At 27.7% G+C, this 22,246-nt stretch carries 27 protein-coding genes and 1 riboswitch; of the genes, 8 read left to right on the plus strand and 19 right to left on the minus strand.

Translation table 11 applies throughout. From position 1 onward, the window contains the following. Positions 1-69: 69 nt before the first annotated feature. Complete coding sequence (locus tag KXZ80_RS08165; RefSeq protein ID WP_021432989.1) at positions 70-264, minus strand: hypothetical protein; 195 nt, start codon at positions 262-264, stop codon at positions 70-72. A gap of 203 nt (positions 265-467) precedes the next feature. Between KXZ80_RS08165 and KXZ80_RS17775 the strand changes: the two genes are divergently transcribed. The 3 genes from KXZ80_RS17775 to KXZ80_RS08175 all read left to right on the plus strand — a co-directional run bounded on the left by KXZ80_RS17775 (position 468) and on the right by KXZ80_RS08175 (position 2,449). Further along, the gene (locus tag KXZ80_RS17775; protein WP_021432990.1) at positions 468-593 is read left to right on the plus strand and encodes a hypothetical protein; all 126 of its coding nucleotides are present in this window, start codon (positions 468-470) and stop codon (positions 591-593) included. 291 nt (positions 594-884) lie between these two features. Then, positions 885-1,928: an ornithine cyclodeaminase gene (locus KXZ80_RS08170; RefSeq protein ID WP_021432991.1), complete on the plus strand. Its 1,044-nt coding sequence runs from the start codon at positions 885-887 to the stop codon at positions 1,926-1,928. A gap of 206 nt (positions 1,929-2,134) precedes the next feature. Next, positions 2,135-2,449 (plus strand): sugar phosphate isomerase/epimerase family protein, encoded by a 315-nt coding sequence (locus tag KXZ80_RS08175; RefSeq protein ID WP_332840961.1) that lies wholly within the window; start codon positions 2,135-2,137, stop codon positions 2,447-2,449. A 45-nt stretch (positions 2,450-2,494) separates the two neighbouring features. On the opposite strand, the gene KXZ80_RS08180 is transcribed toward KXZ80_RS08175, so the two are convergent. From KXZ80_RS08180 to KXZ80_RS08230, 11 genes are all read right to left on the minus strand, one after another. Next, positions 2,495-2,971: a GNAT family N-acetyltransferase gene (locus KXZ80_RS08180; protein ID WP_021432993.1), complete on the minus strand. Its 477-nt coding sequence runs from the start codon at positions 2,969-2,971 to the stop codon at positions 2,495-2,497. Positions 2,972-3,001: 30 nt separating this feature from the next. Further along, complete coding sequence (locus KXZ80_RS08185; RefSeq protein WP_021432994.1) at positions 3,002-3,772, minus strand: class I SAM-dependent methyltransferase; 771 nt, start codon at positions 3,770-3,772, stop codon at positions 3,002-3,004. A 37-nt stretch (positions 3,773-3,809) separates the two neighbouring features. Continuing rightward, positions 3,810-4,037: a hypothetical protein gene (locus tag KXZ80_RS08190; RefSeq protein WP_021432995.1), complete on the minus strand. Its 228-nt coding sequence runs from the start codon at positions 4,035-4,037 to the stop codon at positions 3,810-3,812. 117 nt (positions 4,038-4,154) lie between these two features. Beyond that, positions 4,155-4,961: a nucleoside phosphorylase gene (locus tag KXZ80_RS08195; RefSeq protein WP_021432996.1), complete on the minus strand. Its 807-nt coding sequence runs from the start codon at positions 4,959-4,961 to the stop codon at positions 4,155-4,157. A gap of 125 nt (positions 4,962-5,086) precedes the next feature. Further along, positions 5,087-5,656, minus strand: a complete 570-nt coding sequence (locus KXZ80_RS08200; RefSeq protein WP_021432997.1) for a GNAT family N-acetyltransferase — start codon at positions 5,654-5,656, stop codon at positions 5,087-5,089. A 152-nt stretch (positions 5,657-5,808) separates the two neighbouring features. Next, a complete protein-coding gene (gene ribH, locus KXZ80_RS08205) occupies positions 5,809-6,270 on the minus strand; it encodes a 6,7-dimethyl-8-ribityllumazine synthase (RefSeq protein WP_021432998.1) in 462 nt (153 codons plus the stop codon). Between the two features lie 38 nt (positions 6,271-6,308). Further along, entirely contained in the window at positions 6,309-7,505 is a 1,197-nt protein-coding gene (locus KXZ80_RS08210) for a bifunctional 3,4-dihydroxy-2-butanone-4-phosphate synthase/GTP cyclohydrolase II (protein WP_021432999.1), read from the minus strand. Between the two features lie 21 nt (positions 7,506-7,526). Further along, positions 7,527-8,180: a riboflavin synthase gene (locus tag KXZ80_RS08215; RefSeq protein ID WP_021433000.1), complete on the minus strand. Its 654-nt coding sequence runs from the start codon at positions 8,178-8,180 to the stop codon at positions 7,527-7,529. Further along, entirely contained in the window at positions 8,181-9,278 is a 1,098-nt protein-coding gene (gene ribD, locus KXZ80_RS08220) for a bifunctional diaminohydroxyphosphoribosylaminopyrimidine deaminase/5-amino-6-(5-phosphoribosylamino)uracil reductase RibD (protein WP_021433001.1), read from the minus strand. It abuts the gene before it with no gap. Positions 9,279-9,460: 182 nt separating this feature from the next. Next, positions 9,461-9,577: riboswitch (FMN riboswitch) on the minus strand. Between the two features lie 58 nt (positions 9,578-9,635). Next, positions 9,636-11,084, minus strand: coding sequence for a glycosyltransferase family 2 protein (locus KXZ80_RS08225; RefSeq protein ID WP_021433002.1), 1,449 nt, complete (start codon positions 11,082-11,084; stop codon positions 9,636-9,638). Positions 11,085-11,219: 135 nt separating this feature from the next. Continuing rightward, positions 11,220-11,645 (minus strand): hypothetical protein, encoded by a 426-nt coding sequence (locus KXZ80_RS08230; RefSeq protein ID WP_021433003.1) that lies wholly within the window; start codon positions 11,643-11,645, stop codon positions 11,220-11,222. 163 nt (positions 11,646-11,808) lie between these two features. On the opposite strand from KXZ80_RS08230, the gene glsA reads away from it, so the two are divergent. Beyond that, complete coding sequence (gene glsA / locus KXZ80_RS08235; RefSeq protein WP_021433004.1) at positions 11,809-12,738, plus strand: glutaminase A; 930 nt, start codon at positions 11,809-11,811, stop codon at positions 12,736-12,738. 50 nt (positions 12,739-12,788) lie between these two features. On the opposite strand, the gene KXZ80_RS08240 is transcribed toward glsA, so the two are convergent. Beyond that, on the minus strand, positions 12,789-12,938 hold the full coding sequence (locus KXZ80_RS08240; protein ID WP_226883794.1) for a hypothetical protein: 150 nt from the start codon (positions 12,936-12,938) through the stop codon (positions 12,789-12,791). A gap of 298 nt (positions 12,939-13,236) precedes the next feature. On the opposite strand from KXZ80_RS08240, the gene KXZ80_RS08245 reads away from it, so the two are divergent. The 3 genes from KXZ80_RS08245 to KXZ80_RS08255 all read left to right on the plus strand — a co-directional run bounded on the left by KXZ80_RS08245 (position 13,237) and on the right by KXZ80_RS08255 (position 14,851). Continuing rightward, positions 13,237-14,214: a replication initiator protein A gene (locus KXZ80_RS08245; protein ID WP_021433005.1), complete on the plus strand. Its 978-nt coding sequence runs from the start codon at positions 13,237-13,239 to the stop codon at positions 14,212-14,214. A 22-nt stretch (positions 14,215-14,236) separates the two neighbouring features. Further along, positions 14,237-14,446, plus strand: coding sequence for a hypothetical protein (locus KXZ80_RS08250; RefSeq protein WP_021433006.1), 210 nt, complete (start codon positions 14,237-14,239; stop codon positions 14,444-14,446). Positions 14,447-14,581: 135 nt separating this feature from the next. Next, positions 14,582-14,851: a hypothetical protein gene (locus KXZ80_RS08255; protein ID WP_021433007.1), complete on the plus strand. Its 270-nt coding sequence runs from the start codon at positions 14,582-14,584 to the stop codon at positions 14,849-14,851. 634 nt (positions 14,852-15,485) lie between these two features. Here the strand turns inward: KXZ80_RS08255 and KXZ80_RS08260 are convergent. The 5 genes from KXZ80_RS08260 to KXZ80_RS08280 all read right to left on the minus strand — a co-directional run bounded on the left by KXZ80_RS08260 (position 15,486) and on the right by KXZ80_RS08280 (position 19,616). Beyond that, positions 15,486-17,927 (minus strand): type IV secretory system conjugative DNA transfer family protein, encoded by a 2,442-nt coding sequence (locus KXZ80_RS08260; RefSeq protein ID WP_021433008.1) that lies wholly within the window; start codon positions 17,925-17,927, stop codon positions 15,486-15,488. Next, on the minus strand, positions 17,924-18,559 hold the full coding sequence (locus tag KXZ80_RS08265) for a hypothetical protein (protein WP_021433009.1): 636 nt from the start codon (positions 18,557-18,559) through the stop codon (positions 17,924-17,926). Before KXZ80_RS08265 ends, KXZ80_RS08260 begins: the two co-directional genes overlap by 4 nt. Before the next feature lie 12 nt (positions 18,560-18,571). Then, a complete protein-coding gene (locus KXZ80_RS08270; protein WP_021433010.1) occupies positions 18,572-18,895 on the minus strand; it encodes a hypothetical protein in 324 nt (107 codons plus the stop codon). A 13-nt stretch (positions 18,896-18,908) separates the two neighbouring features. Continuing rightward, positions 18,909-19,307 (minus strand): hypothetical protein, encoded by a 399-nt coding sequence (locus tag KXZ80_RS08275; protein ID WP_021433011.1) that lies wholly within the window; start codon positions 19,305-19,307, stop codon positions 18,909-18,911. Positions 19,308-19,442: 135 nt separating this feature from the next. After that, entirely contained in the window at positions 19,443-19,616 is a 174-nt protein-coding gene (locus KXZ80_RS08280) for a hypothetical protein (RefSeq protein WP_021433012.1), read from the minus strand. Between the two features lie 153 nt (positions 19,617-19,769). Between KXZ80_RS08280 and KXZ80_RS08285 the strand changes: the two genes are divergently transcribed. Next, positions 19,770-20,699, plus strand: a complete 930-nt coding sequence (locus KXZ80_RS08285; protein ID WP_021433013.1) for a DUF2971 domain-containing protein — start codon at positions 19,770-19,772, stop codon at positions 20,697-20,699. 71 nt (positions 20,700-20,770) lie between these two features. Here the strand turns inward: KXZ80_RS08285 and KXZ80_RS08290 are convergent, their stop codons facing one another. Beyond that, entirely contained in the window at positions 20,771-22,219 is a 1,449-nt protein-coding gene (locus tag KXZ80_RS08290; protein ID WP_021433014.1) for a hypothetical protein, read from the minus strand. Positions 22,220-22,246 lie beyond the last annotated feature (27 nt).

Consider the following 22,246-nt stretch of genomic DNA (forward strand, 5'->3'; position numbering starts at 1 on the left):
ATAAACCCATAGGTAAACTCAAAATAAAGAAGCTCATAATTGTACTTATAGCTCCTAAATTCTTAATAATCATGAAACTACTAAGCTAATCATTATAAAAATTTCTATAACTAAAAAGTTTAATGTAATTAATTTTAATAATACAAAAAACTCAGATAAAGTTGGACTCTTTATATTTTCATAAACACTAGATACAAATCCAACTCCAGTACCTACTATATATCTATTTCCAGAATATAAGAAGCTTGCATCACCTGCTAGCAAATATATTGTAAATATAGCTACTATTGATATAACCGAACCTAGTATATAATTAGACCACTTAAATTTTAGTTTCTCACTTTATATGTAAATACAATCTAAATAATGGATTAGAAAATAGTCATAATGCATATATTGTAATTTCAAACGGAGATATTGTTTCAAAGGTAAAAATGTAAATAAATGGACGTATTTTTAATAAGTCTATGGAAACTGGTCAGCCTTCTATGATTTTATTAAAAGATATGCTCCCTAAAAGCGAATATAAAGATGGGATAAATTTTGATTGTAGATATTTTGATGCAAATAATAATGAATTAAAGAATGAATAACTTTAACAAATATAAAAGCAACTGCATCATATAGCTAAGATACAGTTGCTTTTATATTTTATTTTTTCAAATCACATTTATTATTTTAAGTAAATAAATGAGTTTTTGTAATCATGATTATATAGTTGAGTTTGCCAAAAACAACCTATAATTAGAATACTTTTCAATAATGATTGAAATAAATCTAATGGATTGCTATAATCATTATTGAAAGCGTTTTCTCAATAATTGAAAATTTAGATCTTGAAAGGTCTGCATTACTAAATTAAAAATTATATGAGAGGTGTTAAAATGGAAACATTAAAAACAAGATATATAGATTTGCCTACTATGGCACAATATTTGAAAAAAGTTGGACCAGAAACTGTTATGAAACGTCTTGTTCCATATCTAGAAAGCGATTATAAACGTTGGAATGAGTTTCAAAAAATGCCAAGAACCGCACACCATAGTGATATCGGAGTACTTGAATTAATGCCTATAGGAGATTCAGAAACTTATTCATTTAAATACGTAAATGGACATCCTGAAAATCCTAAACACAATTATTTAACAGTAATGGGTATCGGTCTTTTAGCAGAAGTATCAACTGGATTCCCACTATTTTTAAGCGAATTGACATTAACAACAGCTATTCGTACAGCTGCTACTTCAGTAATGGCTGCAAAGTACTTAGCTAAACCCAATCCAAAGAAAATGGCACTAATAGGAAATGGTTGCCAAAGTGAATTCCAAGCCCTTGCTTTTCATCACATATTAGGTATAGAAGAAATTTATTGTTATGATGTAGATCCAAAAGCTACTAGTAAATTGATGGACAATCTAAAAGATGTAAATAACCTTAAGTTAATAAAATGTAATAGCACAAAAGAAGCATGCAAAGGTGTTGACATTATAACAACTGTTACTGCGGACAAAAGAAATGCTATAATTATTACCCCAGATATGGTTGAACCAGGTATGCATATAAATGGTGTTGGTGGAGATTGTCCTGGGAAAACTGAGCTAGATTCAGAAGTTCTTAATATGGGTGATGTCTATGTTGAATTTGAACCTCAAAGTCGTATAGAAGGAGAAATTCAGCATATGGATGAAAACTTTAAAGTAACTGAAATTTGGAATATAATTAAAACTGGAAAACCTATAGATAGAAAGCTTGATGAAATTACTATTTTTGACTCAGTAGGTTTTGCTTTAGAAGATTTTTCAATTTTACGATTAATGTATGATATTGATAAAGAAGAAAATATAGGAGTACCTCAAATTCTTGTACCAAAATTGGAAAATCCTAAAAATTTATATAGTTTGTTAGGAAATAAAGCTATTAACGTGTAATAATTGAAGTAAAAACATTCTGCTGAAAAGCAGAATGTTTTTTACTTTAATTTATAACATCTATTTTATATTCAGAAAATATTTCAAATACTTCATGGGAATCAGCTTGGATAGAAAGATCATCTGAAAAATGGATTTCATTTTTAGAAAGTAGGAATGATATTAATTTTTACATAGAAAACCAATTTGAACTAAATAGTTCTATCATATGTAAATTAGTTGATAAAGTAAATTTAAGTAACTTCAAGGTCTGTTTAGATATTGGTCATGTTAATGCCCATTTAGAAGAATCACTAATTAATTGGATAGAAAATTTAGGAAACAGAATTGGATACGTTCACTTGCATAATAATAATGGAAAAGTAGATGAGCATAATGGATTAGATAAAGGGAGTATTGAAATATCTAGAGTATTAGAAAATTTAGAAGAGCACTCACCAAATGCTATCTGGTGCCTTGAAACTTGTGAGTCAGATATGGAAAGCTCTTACTTAATTTTAGAAAAGTTTATAAATCTTTAAAATAAATGACCTTAGAATCAAAAGATTTTAAGGTCATTTTTATATTTATACTTTTACATATAAAAAGCTTTTAAGCTTTTCAATATATTCCTCTCTTACAAACTCTAACTTTTCTAATAGCTTTATACTAGGTTCATTGAGTGGATCAACTAGTGCTACAGTTTCATAATCTTGAAAGCTTTTATCAATATATAATAATACTTCTGACAGTATTTCAAATGCATATCCTTTTCTTTGATATTTAGGCGCTATTGTATATCCTAACGTTATTGTTTTATCTTTAATGCTAAAAAATATATCTCCAACAATTACATTAGAAGTTTTATTTACTATGGCGAAGTTACCAGTGTCTACTCCAAATATCTTATACTTCTCTTTATCTATTAAATATTCTATATAGATCTTTGAAGTGTCCTCCCAACGTTGATATTTACTACATTCTTTATTATTTCTATACTCATATAAAATATCTAAGTCATCAATAGTTAAATTTCTAATAGCTAATCTATCAGTAATTAACAAATAATTACCTCCTAAAATAAAAACTGTGTGTCACAGTTTTATTGCTTTAGTTGCAATAAATGTATCTATATGATTGTCTAATAGCCCCTTGCCTAATTTATCTTCATAAAAACCACTAATTATAAAACCGGCTTCTATTTGACCTCCGATTTGACTCTGTAGAGAATGACCGAATTCTAATGTGTCTTTTGTTTGTATTCTTTCTTCTAACTGATCCTTTGGAAGTTGCTCTACATCAGAGTAAGGTATGCTATTTCTGACAATTAATTTATTATTTTTTTCCCATTCGTACAAATCAAATATATATGCAATGGGATTTCCAAACCCTGCTATTAATACTCCACCTGGTTTTAAAACTCTATAACATTCACGCCATACCTTTTCGACATTATCAATAAAACAATTCGAAACTGCATGGAATATAAAGTCAAAAGTTTCGTTGTCAAATCTTGATAAATCTCTCATATCCCCTTGTTCAAGATTTATATTTAAGTTATCTCTATTTGCTACCATTTCATCTTTTGATAATTGCTCATTGCTATTATCAAAAACTGTTACATTGGCTCCAAGTGCCGAAAATATTGGGCCTTGCTGACCTCCTCCAGATGCAAGACATAATAATTGTATTCCTGATACATCTCCAATCCATTTTTTAGGAACAGGCTTTGTTGGTGTTAATAGTATTTTATATTCTCCTTTTTTAGCCATTTCAATATCGTTAGAACTTACCGGTATTGTCCATTTGTTCCCTATTTTAACTTCATTATCCCAAGCAATCTCATTATGTTTTCTTATATCCATATTTCTCCCCCTATTTTTGTTAATACAATTATATTCTCTAAACCATTAAATATATAAAAATAATTAGAATTAAAATACCTATAAGTGTTTGAACCTTCTTCTTGTTCTTATAATTCATAAATGTCATAACACTTAACAACGTTATAAATAATAAGTCTATGAGCATTATAGGTATTTCAATCAGCCCAAATAGTTTTAAAATTACTAATAGCATTGAAACTACCGAAATTATTGATACTAAGTTAGATAAAAATTCTTTTTTCATATGAATACCCCTTTAATGAAATTGACTTAAACGCTTTTTCTACCTATATATAAACAATGTTTACTATATCCTATCAAGTTGGTATTCTCACAAGTATCTAAGTGATATGTATATGTTTTATTCATTTAAATTGACACTTAAACTTGAAAGTTGTCTATTGTAGCCAATACACCACGCTAACTCCATAGCAAGTGTAGCAATTCTATCCTTTTGTAACGGATTGGCCTCATTTGATAGACTTCTTGCATCCCATTCTTCACAATCTAAATTATCTGCTGCGTAGAAAAAATGAAATATATCTTTTTCTCTAAATTGAGCAAGAGCTGCAACCGCTGAACATTCCATGTCTACACAAATACATCCTTGTGATTTTCTTAATTTAACCTTATCATATGTCTCTCTATATATGCCATCTGTTGTCCACACTTTCCCTATATGGTATTTTAAATTATAATGCTCTAGTATATTTTCAAATACATCTACATATTTTGGATTTACATCTATTTCATTTGAATGTGGTGCATAATGAAAACTAGTACCCTCATCTCTCATAGCTTTATTAGGTATGATTATGGAACAGTCATCTATAGATGAATCCAGTACACCGCAAGTACCGAAAACAATTAATTTTTCAGCACCCATTGCAAAAATATCTTCTATTACTGCAACACAACCTGGAGCCCCAACATAAGATGTAAATAAAGCAACTTCAAGACCCTTGTAATTTACTTTGTAAATAGGAATTTCCATATTTGCTATATAAGTTGAAGTAATTTTAACAGCATTAAGTTCATTTACCAATCTATCAAATGTAAATTTTGCAAAACATGATACTGCAATTTTAGGAAATTCATCAATTGGTTTAATAATATCAAAAGCATTAATTATAGCAGATTTATTTTTATCGAACTCTTTAAGTATCATATATCCCTCCTGAATTCTTATTTGTATAATATCAAACTTTTAAGTAATATTAATCTATTCTATCTTTTTACCTACATACTCTATTGTATGATGATAATGAAATCCTCCTAGTTTTAAAATATAATTTAATTAAGTTTATTTTCTAAAATCGATATTATATATGGTGATTTAAATTCATTAGCTAATATGTCCATGTATACTTCATCATATCTGTTGCAACCAATAATCTTAGCTTCTCTTAATCTTCCTGCTTCTTTAAAGCCAATTTTACTATAACATTTTATTGCTTGCTTATTAAATGAGTATACCTTAAGAAATATATTATTCAAATTTAGCAAATTAAATCCGAAATCTAATAATAAACTTAATGCTTCTTTTCCATATCCATTTCCCCAATTATCCTTATCTCCTATAAATATACCGACCTCACCAATTCTATTTATATAATCTAAGCTTGGGAACCCAACATTTCCAATAACTTCATTTGTTTCTTTAAGTATAATAGCAAAATTAAACTGTGCTTTTGACAATCTCTCTAATGCATTCTTTTCAGATTCTTCATTAATTAACATACTTGCAAATGTCATGCCTATCGCAACATCCATATCATTTACCCATTCTGCATATTTAACATAATCTTCTTTATCAATTGGAGATAAATATATTTTTTTACCAATTAGCTTTTTTAAATACATACGCATTCCCTCTTTTCAATTTGTGTTACTATAAAATATTAAACTAAATAAATATATATCCTTTCGAGTATATAATTTATATATAAAAATTATTTGTTAACGTAACAAAATAGCTAAACCGTAAATAATGGTTTAGCTATTTTTATATTTTATTAAATTAATTTTAGCAAATTAGCCATCTCAATAGCTGTAACTGCTGCATCATATCCCTTGTTTCCAGCTTTAGTACCAGCTCTTTCTATAGCTTGTTCTATTGTATCAGTAGTTAAAACTCCAAATATAACTGGTAACTCCTCACTCAGTGATACAGATGAAATTCCCTTAGAAGCTTCTGCACATACATAATCAAAATGAGGTGTTGATCCTTTTATAACAGCTCCCAAGCATATAACAGCATCATACTTTTTAGACTGTGCCATTTTTTTAGCAACTAATGGGATTTCAAAAGCCCCAGGAACCCAAGAAACTTCAATATTATCTTCGTCTACTCCATGCCTTTTTAATCCATCTAACGCCCCACCTAATAATTTAGATACTATAAACTCATTAAATCTCCCAACAACTATACCTATTTTAATATCTTTAGCCACTAAGTTACCTTCTATTATTCTCATATACATATCTCCTTTAGTTTAATTTATGTAATTTGCAATTATGCTAATAAATGCCCTAGTTTTTCTTTTTTTGTTTTTAAATAAAATTCATTAACATCATTATGATTCATTTGTATAGGTACTCTTTCTACTATATCTATCCCATGTTCATTTAAATCATTTATTTTTCTTGGATTATTTGTCATTAACCTAAGTTTTCTAGCTCCTAAATCTTTAAGTATTTGAGCACCTATAAAATACTCCCTCATATCTGCTTTAAACCCAAGTTTTAAATTTGCATCTACTGTGTCAAACCCCTCATCTTGTAGTGCATATACTCTTAGTTTATTTATTAGACCTATACCTCTACCTTCTTGTCTTAAATATAATAGTATCCCTTTACCTTCTTTTGCTATTGCTTTCATAGCTGCATCATATTGTTCTCCACAATCACAACGTTTAGAACCTAATACATCTCCTGTTAAACATTCAGAGTGAACTCTTGTTAATACTTCATCACCTGGTAAAATATCTCCCATTACTAAAGCTACATGATGCTCTCCATTTAACTTATTTATAAATCCATACATTTTGAAATCTCCATATTTTGTTGGCATATTTGTTTCAACAACTCTTTCTATATGGCATTCATTACTTTTTCTATATTCAACTAAGTCTTTTATAGTTATAATTTTAAGATTATGTATTTTACAAAATTCTATTAACTCATCAGTTCTAGCCATAGTTCCATCTTTACTCATAATTTCACATATTACTCCTCCTGGTTTTAACCCAGCTAACCTAGCTAAATCAACAGCTGCTTCTGTATGTCCATTTCTGACTAAAACTCCACCTTTTCTAGCTTTTAGAGGAAATATGTGTCCTGGTCTTCTAAAGTCATTTGGAGTAGATTCTTTTTCTAATACCTTTTGTATAGTTAAAGCTCTTTCGTAAGCTGATATACCAGTTGTTGTTTCTATATGATCTATACTTACAGTAAAAGCAGTTTCATGATTATCAGTGTTGTCTTTTACCATTTGAGGTATATTTAGTCTTTTTAAATATTTTTCAGTAAGTGGCATACAGATAAGCCCCTTCCCATAAGTTGCCATGAAGTTTATAGCTTCAGGAGTTACTTTTTCTGCCGCCATTAACAAATCTCCCTCATTTTCTCTATCTTCATCATCTATAACTACAACTATCTTACCATCCCTTATATCCTCTATTGCCTCTTCAATGTGATTAAATTTATACATTTTTTCTACCTCCAATTTATTTTAAATAAATCCATTTTCTTTGAGAAAAGTTTCATTTATATTATTAGATTGTTGTTTATCAGAATTACTAATTCCTAATAGTTTTTCAACATATTTGCCTATCATATCGCATTCTAGGTTTACACTATCTCCAATATTTTTACTTGATAATATAGTTTGTTGTAATGTATGTGGTATTATAGAAACCTTAAATACATCGTTATCTACATAGGCTATCGTTAGACTAATTCCATCAATAGTTATAGAACCTTTATATACAATATATCTAAGTATATCTACTGAAGTTTTTATTGTTATCCATATTGCAGTATCTTCCTTTTTTAAATCTTTTATATATCCTGTGCCATCTATATGACCACTAACTAAATGTCCTCCTAATCTAGTACTTAAACTCAATGCTCTTTCTAGATTTACCTTACTTCCTATTTTTAAAGTATTTAAATTGCTTTTTCTAATAGTTTCTGACATCACATCAGCTTCAAATGTTCCTTTGTTTATATTAGTTACAGTTAGACAAACTCCATTTGTACAAATGCTATCTCCTATTTCAGTTTTTTCTAAAACTTTATTACAATTAATAATAAGCTTAGATGACTTAACTCCATTTTTTATGTGATTTATAGTACCGATTTCCTCAACTATTCCCGTAAACAATTACTCGTCACTTCCTTTCAAGTATCCTTCAATTAAAATGTCTGAACCTACTTGTTTATGCTCTAATCTATGAAGTTTAAATGCTTCTTTTATATCATCTACTCCTTGTCCTCCAATAGGAGTTTTAGAGCTTTCTCCTCCTAGGATAATAGGGGCTACATATACTTGAATTTTATCAACTATATTTTCATTCATTGCTGAAAAATTCAAGCTCGATCCTCCTTCAATTAAAATGCTATCTATATTTAATTCTCCTAATTTATTTATCATTTCTTTTAAATCAACTAAGTTGTTTTTTAAATTAACAGTTAATATTTCAACACCTTTACCCTCTAGTAATTTCATTACATTTCTATTTGCATTTTTTGTAGTTACTACAATAGTTCTAATTGATTTTGAACTAGATACAATTTTTGAATCTATAGGTATTTTAAGTGTTGTGTCTACTATAATCCTTATTGGATTTTTACCGTTTTCTAATCTACAATCTAACATTGGATCATCTTTTATAACAGTATTTATTCCAACTAATATACTCATTACTTCACTTCTTAACTTATGTACGTATCTTCTTGACTCATCACAGCTTATCCATTTTGATTGACCTGTACTTGTTGCTATTTTCCCATCTAAACTCATGGCAACTTTCATAGCTACAAATGGTTTTTTATTTTTTATATATTTTAAAAAAACTTCATTTAATTTTTTATTTTCTTCATCTAAAACTCCAACTTTAACTTCAATACCTGAATCTCTAAGTTTTTTAACTCCTTTGCCTTGCACTAGCGGATTGGGATCTACAGACGCTATAACAACTTTATTTATTTTACTTTCTATAATTTTATCTACACAAGGAGGCGTTTTACCAAAATGAGAACAAGGTTCTAAATTTACATACATCGTTGATCCATTTAAGCTCTCTCTTGAATTTTCAATTGCATTTACCTCTGCGTGTTTTCCTCCATACTTTTCATGATACCCTGTACCTACAATTTTGTTATCTTTAACTATAACTGCTCCAACCATAGGATTAGGATTTACTTTTCCTATTCCTTTTCTTGCAAGGTTAATAGCTAAACCCATATAATATTCATCCATTATATTCTCCTTTCACATCTTGTGATTTATAAAAGAAAATAATAAAAGCCCTGAGTTTTAAACTCAGGGCTTTTTGTATCATAAAAATACACATATTAAATTAATTAAAAAAGCTCTGAAATATAGGATATTTCAGAGCTTAAAAATCAAAATAATAGTATATGCTTATATACATTACAATACATTATCTTCTTTCATCCAGACTTTACTGTCGGCTTCGGAGTTTCACCGAATCATGCCATTTACGGCTCGCGGGCTTTACCGCCGGTAGGGAATTTCACCCTGCCCTGAAGATTATTTAATTCTAATTAGATAATAATTCTTATATACTAGATTGTCAATATATAAATTTAAAATTTAATTAATTGCCTTATGGATATAGATATTACTATCTATTGCATTAATATTTTTTATTAACATATTTTTATAATCATTTATGAAGTTTTCACTATCATTTTTTATAATTCTTATCTCTTTATATTTAGTGCTATTTCCTATGTTTACAATGTTTACAGTAAATGTTTTTTCATTTGTATTTGATAGTAATTCTATTATTTTTTTCTGACTTAACGTTGAACAAATTTCTCCTCTATCAACTATAAAAATATATTTACTTTTGCATCTTTTTATTAATAGGTTTACATCTTCATCATTTAAGTAAATTATCTGAGCCCCTATGTTTTTTAATTCAACTAATTCTAAATATTTATTATTAGTTGCTATAACAAAGTTGGATACTATTTCATTGAAACTTTTTACTGTATTAATAATACTATTGTCATATTGGTCTATTATCATTAATGCAAATAATAAATTATCTGTATTATTATTTGCTGCTTGTTCTAGATTATTTTTCATTTCTTTTATATCATATATTTTTTCGAAATTATTATTTGGATATTCATAAGTATTTCCTACTGGGCAATTTATATACTTATTTAAACACTCTAGTGCTTTGCTTATTTTACCACATTCAATATATGCTAAGCACTCCATAAAATATAAATCTTTAAAATTTGGAATTGATAATCTAATTTCTTCTATAAATTTTATAGATTCATAAAATTGTTTTTCATTTGAATATGCCTTTACTATGTTCAGAATTAAATATGGGTAAAACACATAATTATATTTCAACTCCATAAGCTCTAAAGATTTTTTATAAGACTCTATCGCACTTTTAAAGTCTGTAATTCTTGCGTATTCATTCCCTAAAACATAAAAATAATAGGCATCTTTTTCTTCTTCTGTGTATGTATTTAAAATCCCCATATTTCTTTTATATTTAGACTCTATATTAACCTTATTTGGGTCATATCCGTAATGATAAATTTTAATATCTATATTTTCAATACACTTATCTTTATTATGTTTTTGAATGCAATTAGCTATTTGTTCATGTACTTTTCCCCTAAATCTATATTTTCTTTTATTTTTAAAAAATCTAAAAACTACATATTCTCCTACTTCAGTTCCGTTGATTATATTTGTTAGTCTAAAAAAATATCCCTCTGATAATTTTTTACTACTTAATAATGCTTTCAATTTCCCCAAATCTTCTTTTGAGATTTCTTCATCGGCATCTAAAAATAATATATAATCTTTGGTAGCATACTCTAATGATACATTTCTAGCTTCACTAAAGTCATTCTTCCATTTATGGTTTATTACCTTTGCATTGTAATTACTACATATGTTTAAAGTTTCATCATTTGATCCTGTATCAACAATTATAATTTCATCTGCTATTGACTCTATACTATCTAAACATCTCTTTATATTTTTTTCCTCATTTTTGACTATCATACAAACACTCAAACTCTTCAATCTATCCACTCCCAATTATAAATTTAATAAAAAGTTACTTTTATAAATATACAATTTACTTTATTGATTTTAAAAAAGAGGCTTACCATAATTAATATGATAAACCTCTGAAATTTATAAATCTTTCCCAGTAAAGTCTTTACTTGCACTTGTTAAAAAACCTATAGATGAAAATAATAAATTTTTAATTAATATTAGAGATGGATTATTTACATTAATATCTAATACATAAGCACATATGGTAACAATCATTGCCATTACAGCAAAAGTTCCTACCACTAATACCTTAGTCTTTAATAACTTAGGACTAGAAGTGCATGTTTTGGTTGATCGCTCTAGTATATATCCTGCAATAGAAGAAAATGCTGTTCGTATAGTAACTAAGTTTCCAGTAGCGTCTAGTTCCGTATCGAAAATCGATATACACACAACTAAAAATGAAATTAATCCTAGAATTATTAAATATTTACATACTATTCCTAGTTCGTTAAAAAATTCTTTTATTTCCTCTAAAATAATTTTTATTCCTCTTTTTATCATATTAATCACCATCATAACTATTTAAATATAGTTACTTATTATAATATGTCTTTAAAATAAGCATTGTTACTTAATTGGAATCAATATCCATTTTAGTTTTATTTTAATTTTTTTGGGTAATTAAATATTAGTTATAAATTTGATAAAAAAGGAAGCGATTTTAATGTTTGGTTTACTAGAAGGCCTAGTTGAGAAAAATAAGGAGTATATAAAAGATGGTGATGTTGCTAATTACATACCTGCCCTTTCTAAGGTAGATAAAAATCAACTAGGAATAGCTATTATAGATTTGACAAAAGATGGCTATAAAGATTATTTTGCTGGAGATTATACTACTAACTTTGCAATTGAAAGTACATCTAAAGTTATTACACTTATAATGGCTATGATGGATCATTCTCCAGAATATGTTTTTCAAAAAATTGGTACGGATCCCAGTGGTTTTCCATTTAACTCAATACTTAATATGAATATAAATAATAAAGATGTTCCGTCTAACCCTTTTATAAATGCTGGTGCAATAGTAGTTAATTCTTTAATTAAAGGGAAAGATAGTGAAGAAAAAACTGATAGAATTTTAAATTTTACTAGAAAGTTAGCTAATAATGATTTTATAGATGTAAACGAAGAAGTTTACTTATCTGAAAAAAGAACAGGTGATATAAACAGATCTTTAGGTTATTATCTTAAAGGTAAAAATATAATTTCAGGAGATGTTGAGGATATTTTGGACTCATACTTTAAACAATGTTCTATGTCTGTTTGTGCACTAGATTTAGCTAAAATAGGATCTGTTCTAGCTAATAAAGGTGTTTGTCCTTGGAATAACAAAAGATTAATACCTGAAGATATCTGTACAATCGTTAAATCAATAATGGTTACATGTGGTTTATACGATGAATCTGGTTCATTTGCCGTTCACATAGGTGTTCCTGCTAAGTCTGGTGTTGGAGGAGGTATTTTGGCAACAGTTCCTAATAGAATGGGTATTGGTATATTTGGACCATCTCTTGATTCAAAAGGAAATAGTATCGCTGGAATTAAATTACTACAAGAATTATCTAAAACTTTAGATTTAGATATATTTGAATAAAGAAAAAGCAACCTAATATTTGTTAGGTTGCTTTTTCTTTATTAATGACTTTATATAAATGACCCTATACAAAGCAATGCTATTGATAGTACCATTATTATTCCAACAAGCGGCATAACAAACTTCAACCATTTGTCATAAGTTACATTTACCATAGCAAGTGATGCTAATATTAAACCAGTTGGTGTTATTATACCAATTAAAAAATGGGGTTTTGCACGCTTCTATGTGTTGTAATTTCAATGGTTATATCTGAAAGTTTATTATCAATGGTGACAATATGGTGTCTATAAATTTATATTTAATTATTATCCTTCACCTAAATTTAAATTAGGTAAAAATAGAAGAAGCCCCTATCTACTGGCAATAGATAAGAGCCACCCCAAAAAACATCCATTTAATTTTCTTACTTAATAGTATAACAAATAAGTTAAATCATATTCAAGTATAAATTTTGGGTTGGCTTTAGGATTTCTTCTATGAAGAGGAGAACTTAAAATGACTATAAGAAAAAGATTTAATATAAACCAGGAATTAGAAAAATTATTTGTAGAAGTACCACAAGCTTTATTATATGAGCCTAAATACAAAGCTAACAAAGAACTTAATAGAAAAGCATTATCTAATACAGCTAAACTTCTATATGGTATTTTACTAGAAAGAACTAAACTATCTGTATACTCTGCAACAGTAAAAGGCGACACAACTTATATAGATGAAAATGGAGATATTTTTATTTTCTTTGATGATACAGCTATAGCAGAAATATTAAATGTATCTCCTAAAACAGGTAGAGGTTTTAAGAAGGAATTAATTGAGTTTGATTTACTTGAAGAAATAAGAATAGGTCAAGGATGTGCAAATAGACTTTACTTAAATATAGTTGAAGTTGATGCAGAAAACCTTAGATTATATAGAAATGACTTTATGCAAACTGTAGCTGATAAAAAAGAAACTGAAAAATTAAGAATTGATAAGTATAGAAAAGAAAAGGCTGAAAACGTTGGAGATACTTTGAACGGTAATTTTGACCGTACAAGAACAGTAAAATCTACCGTACTAGTACAGTCAAAATTACCGTCTAGTAATAAAGAATTAAGTAATACTGATTTTAGTAATACTGAATTTAAAAAATCAGTTGTTGTTATAAATGGCATTGAAAAAGAAATCACTAAATCTTATGAGATACAACTAGATGAAAATATAATTCGAGAAGAAAAAATAGATAAGCTAAATAAAATACATCCTATGAATGCATACACTAAAGCGCTTATGGATAAGTTTATTGAATTTGGTATATTAGTTTCTGAATCTCAAATTAAAATGCTAAATAATTGTGTTTATGATGTAGCTTTAAAGTCTATCGATTATACTATAGCTAAGGATGGTAAAACATTCTCTTATTTCTATGAAGTTTATAAAGCTAAAGAAAAGGAAGATATAGCTTCAATCTGCAATTTTAATATGGAATGGTAAATTCAACTAAGGGGGTATTATTATGAAATATGGAGTAAGAAAACCAAGTTTAAAGAAATCTATCAGTGCAAGAACTACAGGTAGAGCTAAAAGGGCTGTTAAAAAAGCTGTTATACCTGGATATGGTACAAAAGGAAGAGGTTGGGTAACTAACCCTAAAAAAGCAGCTTACAATAAAGTTTATAAAAAAACCACATTCTCGATTTTTGATATATTTAAATTGTTTAAGTAATTGAAAATACTATAAATCACAATTCTCTACAGTGGAGAAACGTTGAAATTTCAGGGGTTATATGAAATGTTCATATATTTACTTTTTGATTTTGTTCGTGTTATACTCTTAAAAATAACTTTAGGAGGTATTAGTATGGATGAATCAACATTATTAGGATTATTAAGTGAAATAAATATGAAATTGGATTTATTACCTGAAATTGATAAAAAGGTAGATACTATCCAAAATAGTAAAAATGAAGATTTAACTGAAATAAAGAATTTGCATTTTAAATTCAATAACATAGAAAATAGGATTATAAAAAATGATAACCCAGAACAAATATTAAAAAGTTTAGACGAAATAAAGTTAGGCATAGGTGCTCTTCAAGTTAAATTAAGACAAAGTTTAGATCAGAATTAATAAAATTATAGAAAACCTTGGGATTTCAACATTCCCCCACCGTGGGGGAAACTATATGAGTGAGTCTCCGCTATATGATTTTATACGAGTTCCAAAAGCAGAAATATATTCAAATAAAATAGTAATTTCAAAGGGGTATCCAAAATGAGAACACCTTAAAATAGGGCTCTATAAACAATTCTTATAGTGCTTATTAAGCACATCATGTAATTATAAATATGTGAACTAACTAATAGTTATAACTCATGAGAAGCTGATGCAAGGATTGTTTGCATGAGGTCAAATTAGTGTAAAAAAGCTGAAACGTACAATATTCCATGCAGGTCAAAATAGAGAAATGTTTCTTCAAAAGAGCAATCTAACTATTAGTTATAATGCTAATATGACAACAAACCAATGCTTTTAAACTGAAGATGAAAGGTGACAAACATTATTTGTAACCCTTGTCGACCAAGTTGTCGAAAATCTAAAACGTACAATATACGTATCCAGTCAAAATAGTACGAGCTGATTTACCTTTTATACTGTAAGTTCATATACTTCTGTACGTCACTAAACTTCCTTTACAGAAGTATATGAAACTGTACAAGATAAATGTTCCACTTTTAATGAAAATGTACAAATAAATTTTAAGCTAACAAATTCTAGAAGGAAAATCTATAACTTTAGAATTACACTCACTATAATTTTTTTCATTATTTGTACTAATTGCATTATCATAATTTATATTTAACTTAGGAGGTAGTTTAGTTATAAATGGTCTTAATACTCCATTTTCATCAGGAATTAAGTTTAAACTATGGAATCTTTCAAGATTTAATAAGTCTTCCATCTCATAAGGATTAAGTTCTTCTGATAGTAGTTTAAAGTTAACCTTATCGCTTCCTGCTAATAACATATAACTAAATCCTGCTCCCTTTAGGTCATCTAGTATGTGTTCTAGTTGCAAAAGACTCTGAGTTGCAAATACAGGCTTTAATCTGTACTTTCTCATTTGTGTTAGAAGTGGTTTAAGATAATTAGTTACTATTGGAACTTGGTGTGGTTCATCTATCATTAAATGTACTCTCTTCAACTCTTCTCCATTTGATTTAGAGTACCTATTAACGCATGCTTCCCAAATTCTAGTAACAAAGTATAAAGTTAGCATATTCTTCATATGTTGAGATCCAAATTTATCTTGTCTCATTTTAATAACTATTACTTTACCTTCATTAAAGCATTCTTCAAAATTAATATTATCAGCTACATTCTTTTGTAACATATATTCAAGTCTTGGAGATTCAGCCATGACACTTACTCTATCAAGTATACGGTCTATTTTACTTTCACAGGTTTCACCATTGTCTTCTCCTTTTAAGTCTCCTTTGGTATGTTTATCATTTAATTTAAGTAAGTTTCTAACATGCTTATCACAAAATGATTTAAACTCATCAGGTATATTTGCTATTAAACTCATTCTAGTATCATAGAACTCTAAACAGTCTATTATTTCTCTAAAGCTAGCATGTTGGTTTACGGCATATGTTATATTAGCAGCACTAACAAAAAATCTTCTCATAGCACTTGTTAGATCTTGAGCAAAATTAAAGCTATTAATTAATTGAGTTATTAATTGGCTCTTTTCAGATATTACATCTAGTTTATCCATTAAGTCCATATCATCAGTATAATATTTCTCATTGTAAGCTATGCTTTCCATGCATTCCATTTTAGATAAGTCTTTTAATACTAATTTATCTTTAGGTACAATTTGCTGTATAGTGTTAGCTAAATCATTGTTTCCTATATAATCTAGAATAACAAGACTATCACCATGTTTAATACAATCATTAGAATAATTCTTTAACCCTTCAGTTTTCCCACTCCCCTGTTTTCCTGTTATGGTTAAACCTGTATCTTGATCGGGATTAGGATTAAGATATGATTTATGAGACTTCCCTTTTTTACTAGATATACCTGTAGATATATACCCCTTCTTACATATATTAGGTACAGATTCCTCATTTATAGAATTTGATTCTATATTGTGTTTAGTTATTAATTCCTTACCCGGTTGGACTACTATACTTCCAACTTCTTCTGCAGACATAAGATTTGATGATACTTGACTTGGTAGGCTACATTTATTTAAATCTACTTTAAGCTTATTTGATAACTTCTTAGCTCTTAATGTATTATCTCCATCTAACTCATTGAATGACTGAGCTAAAGATTGTATATTAGTCTTTTCAATATTTTTATCTTTAGATTCACTCATAAGTAATATTTGTGTTGATATTATATCTAGTTGGCCTTTAGTCTTTGTATCTTTAGATAAATCTTTCTTTTGTAATACTCCTAATGTTCTATTTAGTGCAGCCATATCATCAGATTTTCTTTTCTCTCCTAATAACTCAGATACTCCAGATAATATATCTTCTCCACCTCTAATTAATATCCTTAATACGGATTTTAAAATGGAATCTCTATTTAATCTTATTTTATCTAGACTTTTTCCCTCTTTTACTTTATCCATTGCCTTATTATAGTTAGTTTGAAATCCTAGTTTTTTGTATGGGCTTGTATAGTTGAAATTATAATAGATACCTAATTTATCTCCCGAACTCATAATATCTACTACATTAAGTTGTTTAGCTAGTATTTCATTAGATTTTTTATCTGCTATATTTAATGACAAAGCATCTTCTTTAGTAAACTCCATGCTTATTTTACTACAATTATCTTTTAATGTAGGTATGTCTAAAACTCTCTTCACCTCTACTTTATCCCAACAACTAGATAGCTGATCTAATACTAGTGAGTTGTATATGCTTGGAACTATTAAATAAAACTCTATACCTTCATCCTTGGATATATAAATGTAGTAAGCTATTTTTGTAGGTACTTCTATAAACCACGTCTTTTCTTGCTTATAGATTCTCTTAGATATACCCTTATAGCATTTATTTATAACCTTGGATATTTCAGTAGATTTATAATTTCTAGTATTTTGATGAGGTATTATTTTATAATAACTTAATTGTTGCTTAGTACTTAGTAATTGAAAATAGTCTGTTATTTTTATAGATTTCATATACGTTTAGCCTCCTTATGTTTATCTTCTAAGAAATTCAAATTCTTTTCATGACTTTCATTTTTCTGGCCATTCCAGTGGTTTCTACATCCTTCAACGAATAAACACATATGTCCATCCATACCATTTCCTTTTACTTTATCGTAGTTCTCACCTTTCCCATATCCGTTAGATCTTCTATTTAATTCTTTTAAATAAGGTTCTTTGTCTATACCTGCATGACCTACCATAAAGCTACTTCCCAAATACGAACTACCGTCCTCTAATAAAATTATTACAGGTCTTCTTTTACCGCCTCTTCCACTATCCATTATCTTCTTTATATTCTCATTAGACTCCTCATCTATAGGTTCTACATCTGCATGCTTACCTCCCCCCATACGACTACACACAAGATAGTACCCCGTATAATAATCTATCATTAAAAACTTTTCATCTATACTTAGTTCTTTATCAAATTGATTCCAATCTATCATCTGTGATTGTTTTATAAGTTCCGTTCTTTGAATATCTCCTACTCTATATTCTGTATTATTTGCAAATGTATTTGATGGAATAATTAAAATTAGTGTTATTAATAATATAGATACTATCTTTTTACAATGTTTTATAGCTAGTTGTATTAGTTTCATATAAACGTCCTCCTATAAAATACCTATTACAAATGAAATAACTAATATAATAGCAATCCATTTTCCAGTACTTTCAAAGCCTAAAAACCTCATTATTATTAAAATAGAAAGTATTATTAAAACTGTATCCGGAGCTATTTCTTTTAAAAAGTTTATCAAAAAGTCTGAATCCGTTATACATTTTTTTATAAAACTAAGTAGGTTAAATAATCCATCAATAATTGCATTAATTCCGTCAAATGCAGTTTTCGCGCTATCCCATACAGACTGTTCTTTAGATTTATTTGCTATATTATTTATAAATTCTTGAGCATCTTTCAAGTTATCAATAAACATGCTTGTATCCCCCTTATGGCAATATTTTAGAAACAATAGTAGGTAAAAATCTTATAATTAACCCTAGAGCTATATATTTCATTGAAATTCTACCCAATTGATCTATAGTACCACCTGATACAGCTTTGATTATTTCTAATGGCCATCCTATAAGCATTATTGCTTTACATGCCATTTTTATATATCCAAAGAACTCCATAGTTAAAGGATTGTATCCATTTGCAAATATAACTGCTCCATTTAAATTGAAAAATAACACTACTAAATAAACTAATCTAGCATACATTTTCTTATTTCTCTTAATATGTCCTACCACTTTGTCTAGTAATTTTATATTTACATCTTCTTCCTTAGTAAAAACAAATTCATCTATTATTTCTGACATTGCGCTACCATTTACTAAGATTTTCATAATAATTCCTCCAAATTTTAATTTAAAAAAGGTATTTGACATTTTATGGAGAACTATATATATGAATTATATTTTTATAGTTCACCAAACACATTGGACTCTATGGATGGCACTCCTGGAGTCCTTTAATTTTACTTAAAACTTCCATTCTCCTTTTTGTTTCATTTCTTCCATTACGAGTTGTTTAATAAATGCACTTTGCCCTATCATTGTAGAATTATCTTTGATGTAATTATAAATACTCAACTCCTCTGGTGTCTTCTTAAATGATATAGGTATTCTTACCTCTTCGCTTCTCTGTTTTGACATGTTCAATATCACCCCTTATTGATTGATTTTGTTTGTTTCTAATACACTATATGTTTAATCGCACAAAAGTTGCTTTTTATAAATAGAAATTTTTTAAAATAGTATTTTATGATATTATATCTTTATATAAATATTTTACAGGGGGAAACTTTTATGCAAAACATGTGGAAAAAAGATTATTGGAATTTACTATATAATTCATATGATGAAATAGCTATTAAGAAGTCAAGAAATTTGAGACATTGTAAATTTCCTGAAAAACTATATAGATATAGAGATGTAAATGATTATAGTAAAGAAGAGCTGGAATCTAGTAGGGTTTGGTTAAGTCATCCAAACGACTTTAATGATCCTTATGACTCATTCTTTAGTTTAAATACCTTTGAGCATGTATCGAGAAACTTGCTTAAATCCAAAACTATTTTTAATAAAAACTACGGAAAAATAATATCAGATTTAAATATTGATTTAGATACATATTTCGATGAGATTATTACAAAAGATAATCCTTTAGAATTTCTTTTTTATGACTTATCTGAAAAAGCACAGATCAATAGTGGTTCTGAAGTATATAAAATCTTAAAAGAAACAATTAATGAGCTTAATCAGGAAAAAATCAACTATTATAGAAGTCATTGGTGTGTAGCTTGTTTTAGTGAAGTAAATGACTCAATACTTATGTGGAGTCATTATTCAAATAACCATGAGGGATTTTGCATAGAGTATGATTTTAAAAATGTTGACACGCCTATTTACATGGATTTAATACGACCAGTTATATATGATGATAAGATAGTTGAATCTTATATCAATAAAAAACCATCTCTTATAATTGGAGCTTTAACTAAAAAAAGTAAATGCTGGAGTTATGAAAATGAATGGAGACTAGTTATAGAACACGATATTGTAAAAAATAACAGAAAATATATAGTGCCTAAGGCTAAATCAATCTATCTTGGGTGTAAAATTTCCGCCAAAAACAAAGATTTACTTATCTCTATTGCTAAAGATAGAAATATTTCAGTGTATCAAATGAAGATGTGCAGTGATGAATTCAAATTAATTTCTAATAAAATTTTATAAAATTTTATTAGCTTTAATGTAAACTATACTATTGAAAAAATTAGGCTATAAATACTCAAATCAATGAATATCTATAGCCTCTCTATTTTAAAACACGATATATTATCTTTACAACTCGTTCTCTTCTCAGTTATTAAGTTGTATCCAATGCTTTCTAAATATTTATTTAACTGTTTAGTTTTAGTATAGTTAAATCCTTTTATATTATTAACAAACTCTCTTAATTGATTTACTGTTACAATTTCATGTTCATTTTCTTTTCTAGCTAATAATCCAAGTGTCATTACATATCTATCTATATAAAATTTTACTTTATTATCTTCATATAAATCAAAATGTTCTATGTAAAACTTATCTTCAACTTTATTATTGTACTCATTTAAAAGTGAATACAGTAGTTTTAAAAAATTAGTATTTAAGTACTTATAATTAACTTGATTTGTATTCTTGAATTGAATTATAGGTCTATAAATATCTACGTCTAAATTATATACAATATTTGATAGGGTTTTATTATCGTCTAACTCTTTAGCTATTAATTTAAGTTGATCACTCCTTTTGTCACTTAAAACTATCAGTTCAAAAAGTTTAATAAATTCAACGTCTCTTACATTATAGCTACTATCATTTAAGTATAACATTCTATCTGTTTTAGCATATTTATCTAATGAGTTTATCATACCATCTTTGGCTTGTTTTCTATTTGAATTTCCAAATGCTCCTAGATAATTTCCATCTTCATCAAATTTACTTAATGTATCTCTTTGTTTTTTCATAAATATAGAATTTGATTTGTTAGCTAAATATCCTAATAAATTGTTAGAATCATCGACCTCTCCATCTATAGTGTAATAATCCTTTTCTCCTATTTTATCAATTAAAGTTTTACCATTATCATCTTCTTTATAGGCATTCATTTCAAAACTTATATTATCTTTGTCTATTTTTCTAGTCTTTTTTTTCTTCTCTTGTTCATCCCAATAATACTCTAAATAGTATCCTTGATTGTCATGCTTATATAATTGTTTCCTTAATAAATTTTTAATAATAGTGTAAATCATAGCACACATTGTATTTATTTTTTCTTCATCTTTTAGTACTTCTTTAAAATCTTTCACCGAATTTACTGTAATTCCTCTTTTCTCTAAAGTACTATTAAATTTACCATTTACTAAATCATTTAAAGCTATATAACCTAAAACTCTTGCTTCTTGTAAGTATTCTTCTTTACTTTCATCATCCAATATTGATCCTTTATGTAATTCTTTTACTATCTTTTCTACAGTTCTAAAAAATAGATCAAGATAACTTTCTTTTTCAAATTTTTGGTGTCTGATATAGTTACCATACACCATTTCGTATTTTTTCTTTTTAGCGTTGTAAGCATACTTTTGTTCCATATTTTCATATGCCATTCTTATAATTTCATCTATTATTCCATTTTCTATAACTCTGCCATCTTCTTTCAAATCTCTAAATCTATCTAACTTCAATATCTCCTCTAATTTTATTAACCCCATTTTACATACCCCTTTTCATTTTAATTT

The sequence above is a fragment of the Paraclostridium bifermentans genome (assembly GCF_019916025.1).
Classification (GTDB): Bacteria; Bacillota; Clostridia; order Peptostreptococcales; family Peptostreptococcaceae; genus Paraclostridium; species Paraclostridium bifermentans.

What these genes read in the sequence shown, in the direction of transcription:
- KXZ80_RS17775 (WP_021432990.1), top strand. Translation starts at nt 468, where the DNA reads ATGGAAACTGGTCAGCCTTCTATGATTTTATTAAAAGATATGCTCCCT.
- KXZ80_RS08170 (WP_021432991.1), top strand. Translation starts at nt 885, where the DNA reads ATGGAAACATTAAAAACAAGATATATAGATTTGCCTACTATGGCACAA.
- KXZ80_RS08185 (WP_021432994.1), bottom strand. Translation starts at nt 3,772, where the DNA reads ATGGATATAAGAAAACATAATGAGATTGCTTGGGATAATGAAGTTAAA.
- KXZ80_RS08190 (WP_021432995.1), bottom strand. Translation starts at nt 4,037, where the DNA reads ATGAAAAAAGAATTTTTATCTAACTTAGTATCAATAATTTCGGTAGTT.
- KXZ80_RS08195 (WP_021432996.1), bottom strand. Translation starts at nt 4,961, where the DNA reads ATGATACTTAAAGAGTTCGATAAAAATAAATCTGCTATAATTAATGCT.
- KXZ80_RS08200 (WP_021432997.1), bottom strand. Translation starts at nt 5,656, where the DNA reads ATGTATTTAAAAAAGCTAATTGGTAAAAAAATATATTTATCTCCAATT.
- ribH (WP_021432998.1), bottom strand. Translation starts at nt 6,270, where the DNA reads ATGAGAATAATAGAAGGTAACTTAGTGGCTAAAGATATTAAAATAGGT.
- KXZ80_RS08210 (WP_021432999.1), bottom strand. Translation starts at nt 7,505, where the DNA reads ATGTATAAATTTAATCACATTGAAGAGGCAATAGAGGATATAAGGGAT.
- ribD (WP_021433001.1), bottom strand. Translation starts at nt 9,278, where the DNA reads ATGGATGAATATTATATGGGTTTAGCTATTAACCTTGCAAGAAAAGGA.
- KXZ80_RS08225 (WP_021433002.1), bottom strand. Translation starts at nt 11,084, where the DNA reads ATGATAGTCAAAAATGAGGAAAAAAATATAAAGAGATGTTTAGATAGT.
- KXZ80_RS08230 (WP_021433003.1), bottom strand. Translation starts at nt 11,645, where the DNA reads ATGATAAAAAGAGGAATAAAAATTATTTTAGAGGAAATAAAAGAATTT.
- glsA (WP_021433004.1), top strand. Translation starts at nt 11,809, where the DNA reads ATGTTTGGTTTACTAGAAGGCCTAGTTGAGAAAAATAAGGAGTATATA.
- KXZ80_RS08245 (WP_021433005.1), top strand. Translation starts at nt 13,237, where the DNA reads ATGACTATAAGAAAAAGATTTAATATAAACCAGGAATTAGAAAAATTA.
- KXZ80_RS08250 (WP_021433006.1), top strand. Translation starts at nt 14,237, where the DNA reads ATGAAATATGGAGTAAGAAAACCAAGTTTAAAGAAATCTATCAGTGCA.
- KXZ80_RS08255 (WP_021433007.1), top strand. Translation starts at nt 14,582, where the DNA reads ATGGATGAATCAACATTATTAGGATTATTAAGTGAAATAAATATGAAA.
- KXZ80_RS08260 (WP_021433008.1), bottom strand. Translation starts at nt 17,927, where the DNA reads ATGAAATCTATAAAAATAACAGACTATTTTCAATTACTAAGTACTAAG.
- KXZ80_RS08265 (WP_021433009.1), bottom strand. Translation starts at nt 18,559, where the DNA reads ATGAAACTAATACAACTAGCTATAAAACATTGTAAAAAGATAGTATCT.
- KXZ80_RS08270 (WP_021433010.1), bottom strand. Translation starts at nt 18,895, where the DNA reads ATGTTTATTGATAACTTGAAAGATGCTCAAGAATTTATAAATAATATA.
- KXZ80_RS08275 (WP_021433011.1), bottom strand. Translation starts at nt 19,307, where the DNA reads ATGAAAATCTTAGTAAATGGTAGCGCAATGTCAGAAATAATAGATGAA.
- KXZ80_RS08280 (WP_021433012.1), bottom strand. Translation starts at nt 19,616, where the DNA reads ATGTCAAAACAGAGAAGCGAAGAGGTAAGAATACCTATATCATTTAAG.
- KXZ80_RS08285 (WP_021433013.1), top strand. Translation starts at nt 19,770, where the DNA reads ATGCAAAACATGTGGAAAAAAGATTATTGGAATTTACTATATAATTCA.
- KXZ80_RS08290 (WP_021433014.1), bottom strand. Translation starts at nt 22,219, where the DNA reads ATGGGGTTAATAAAATTAGAGGAGATATTGAAGTTAGATAGATTTAGA.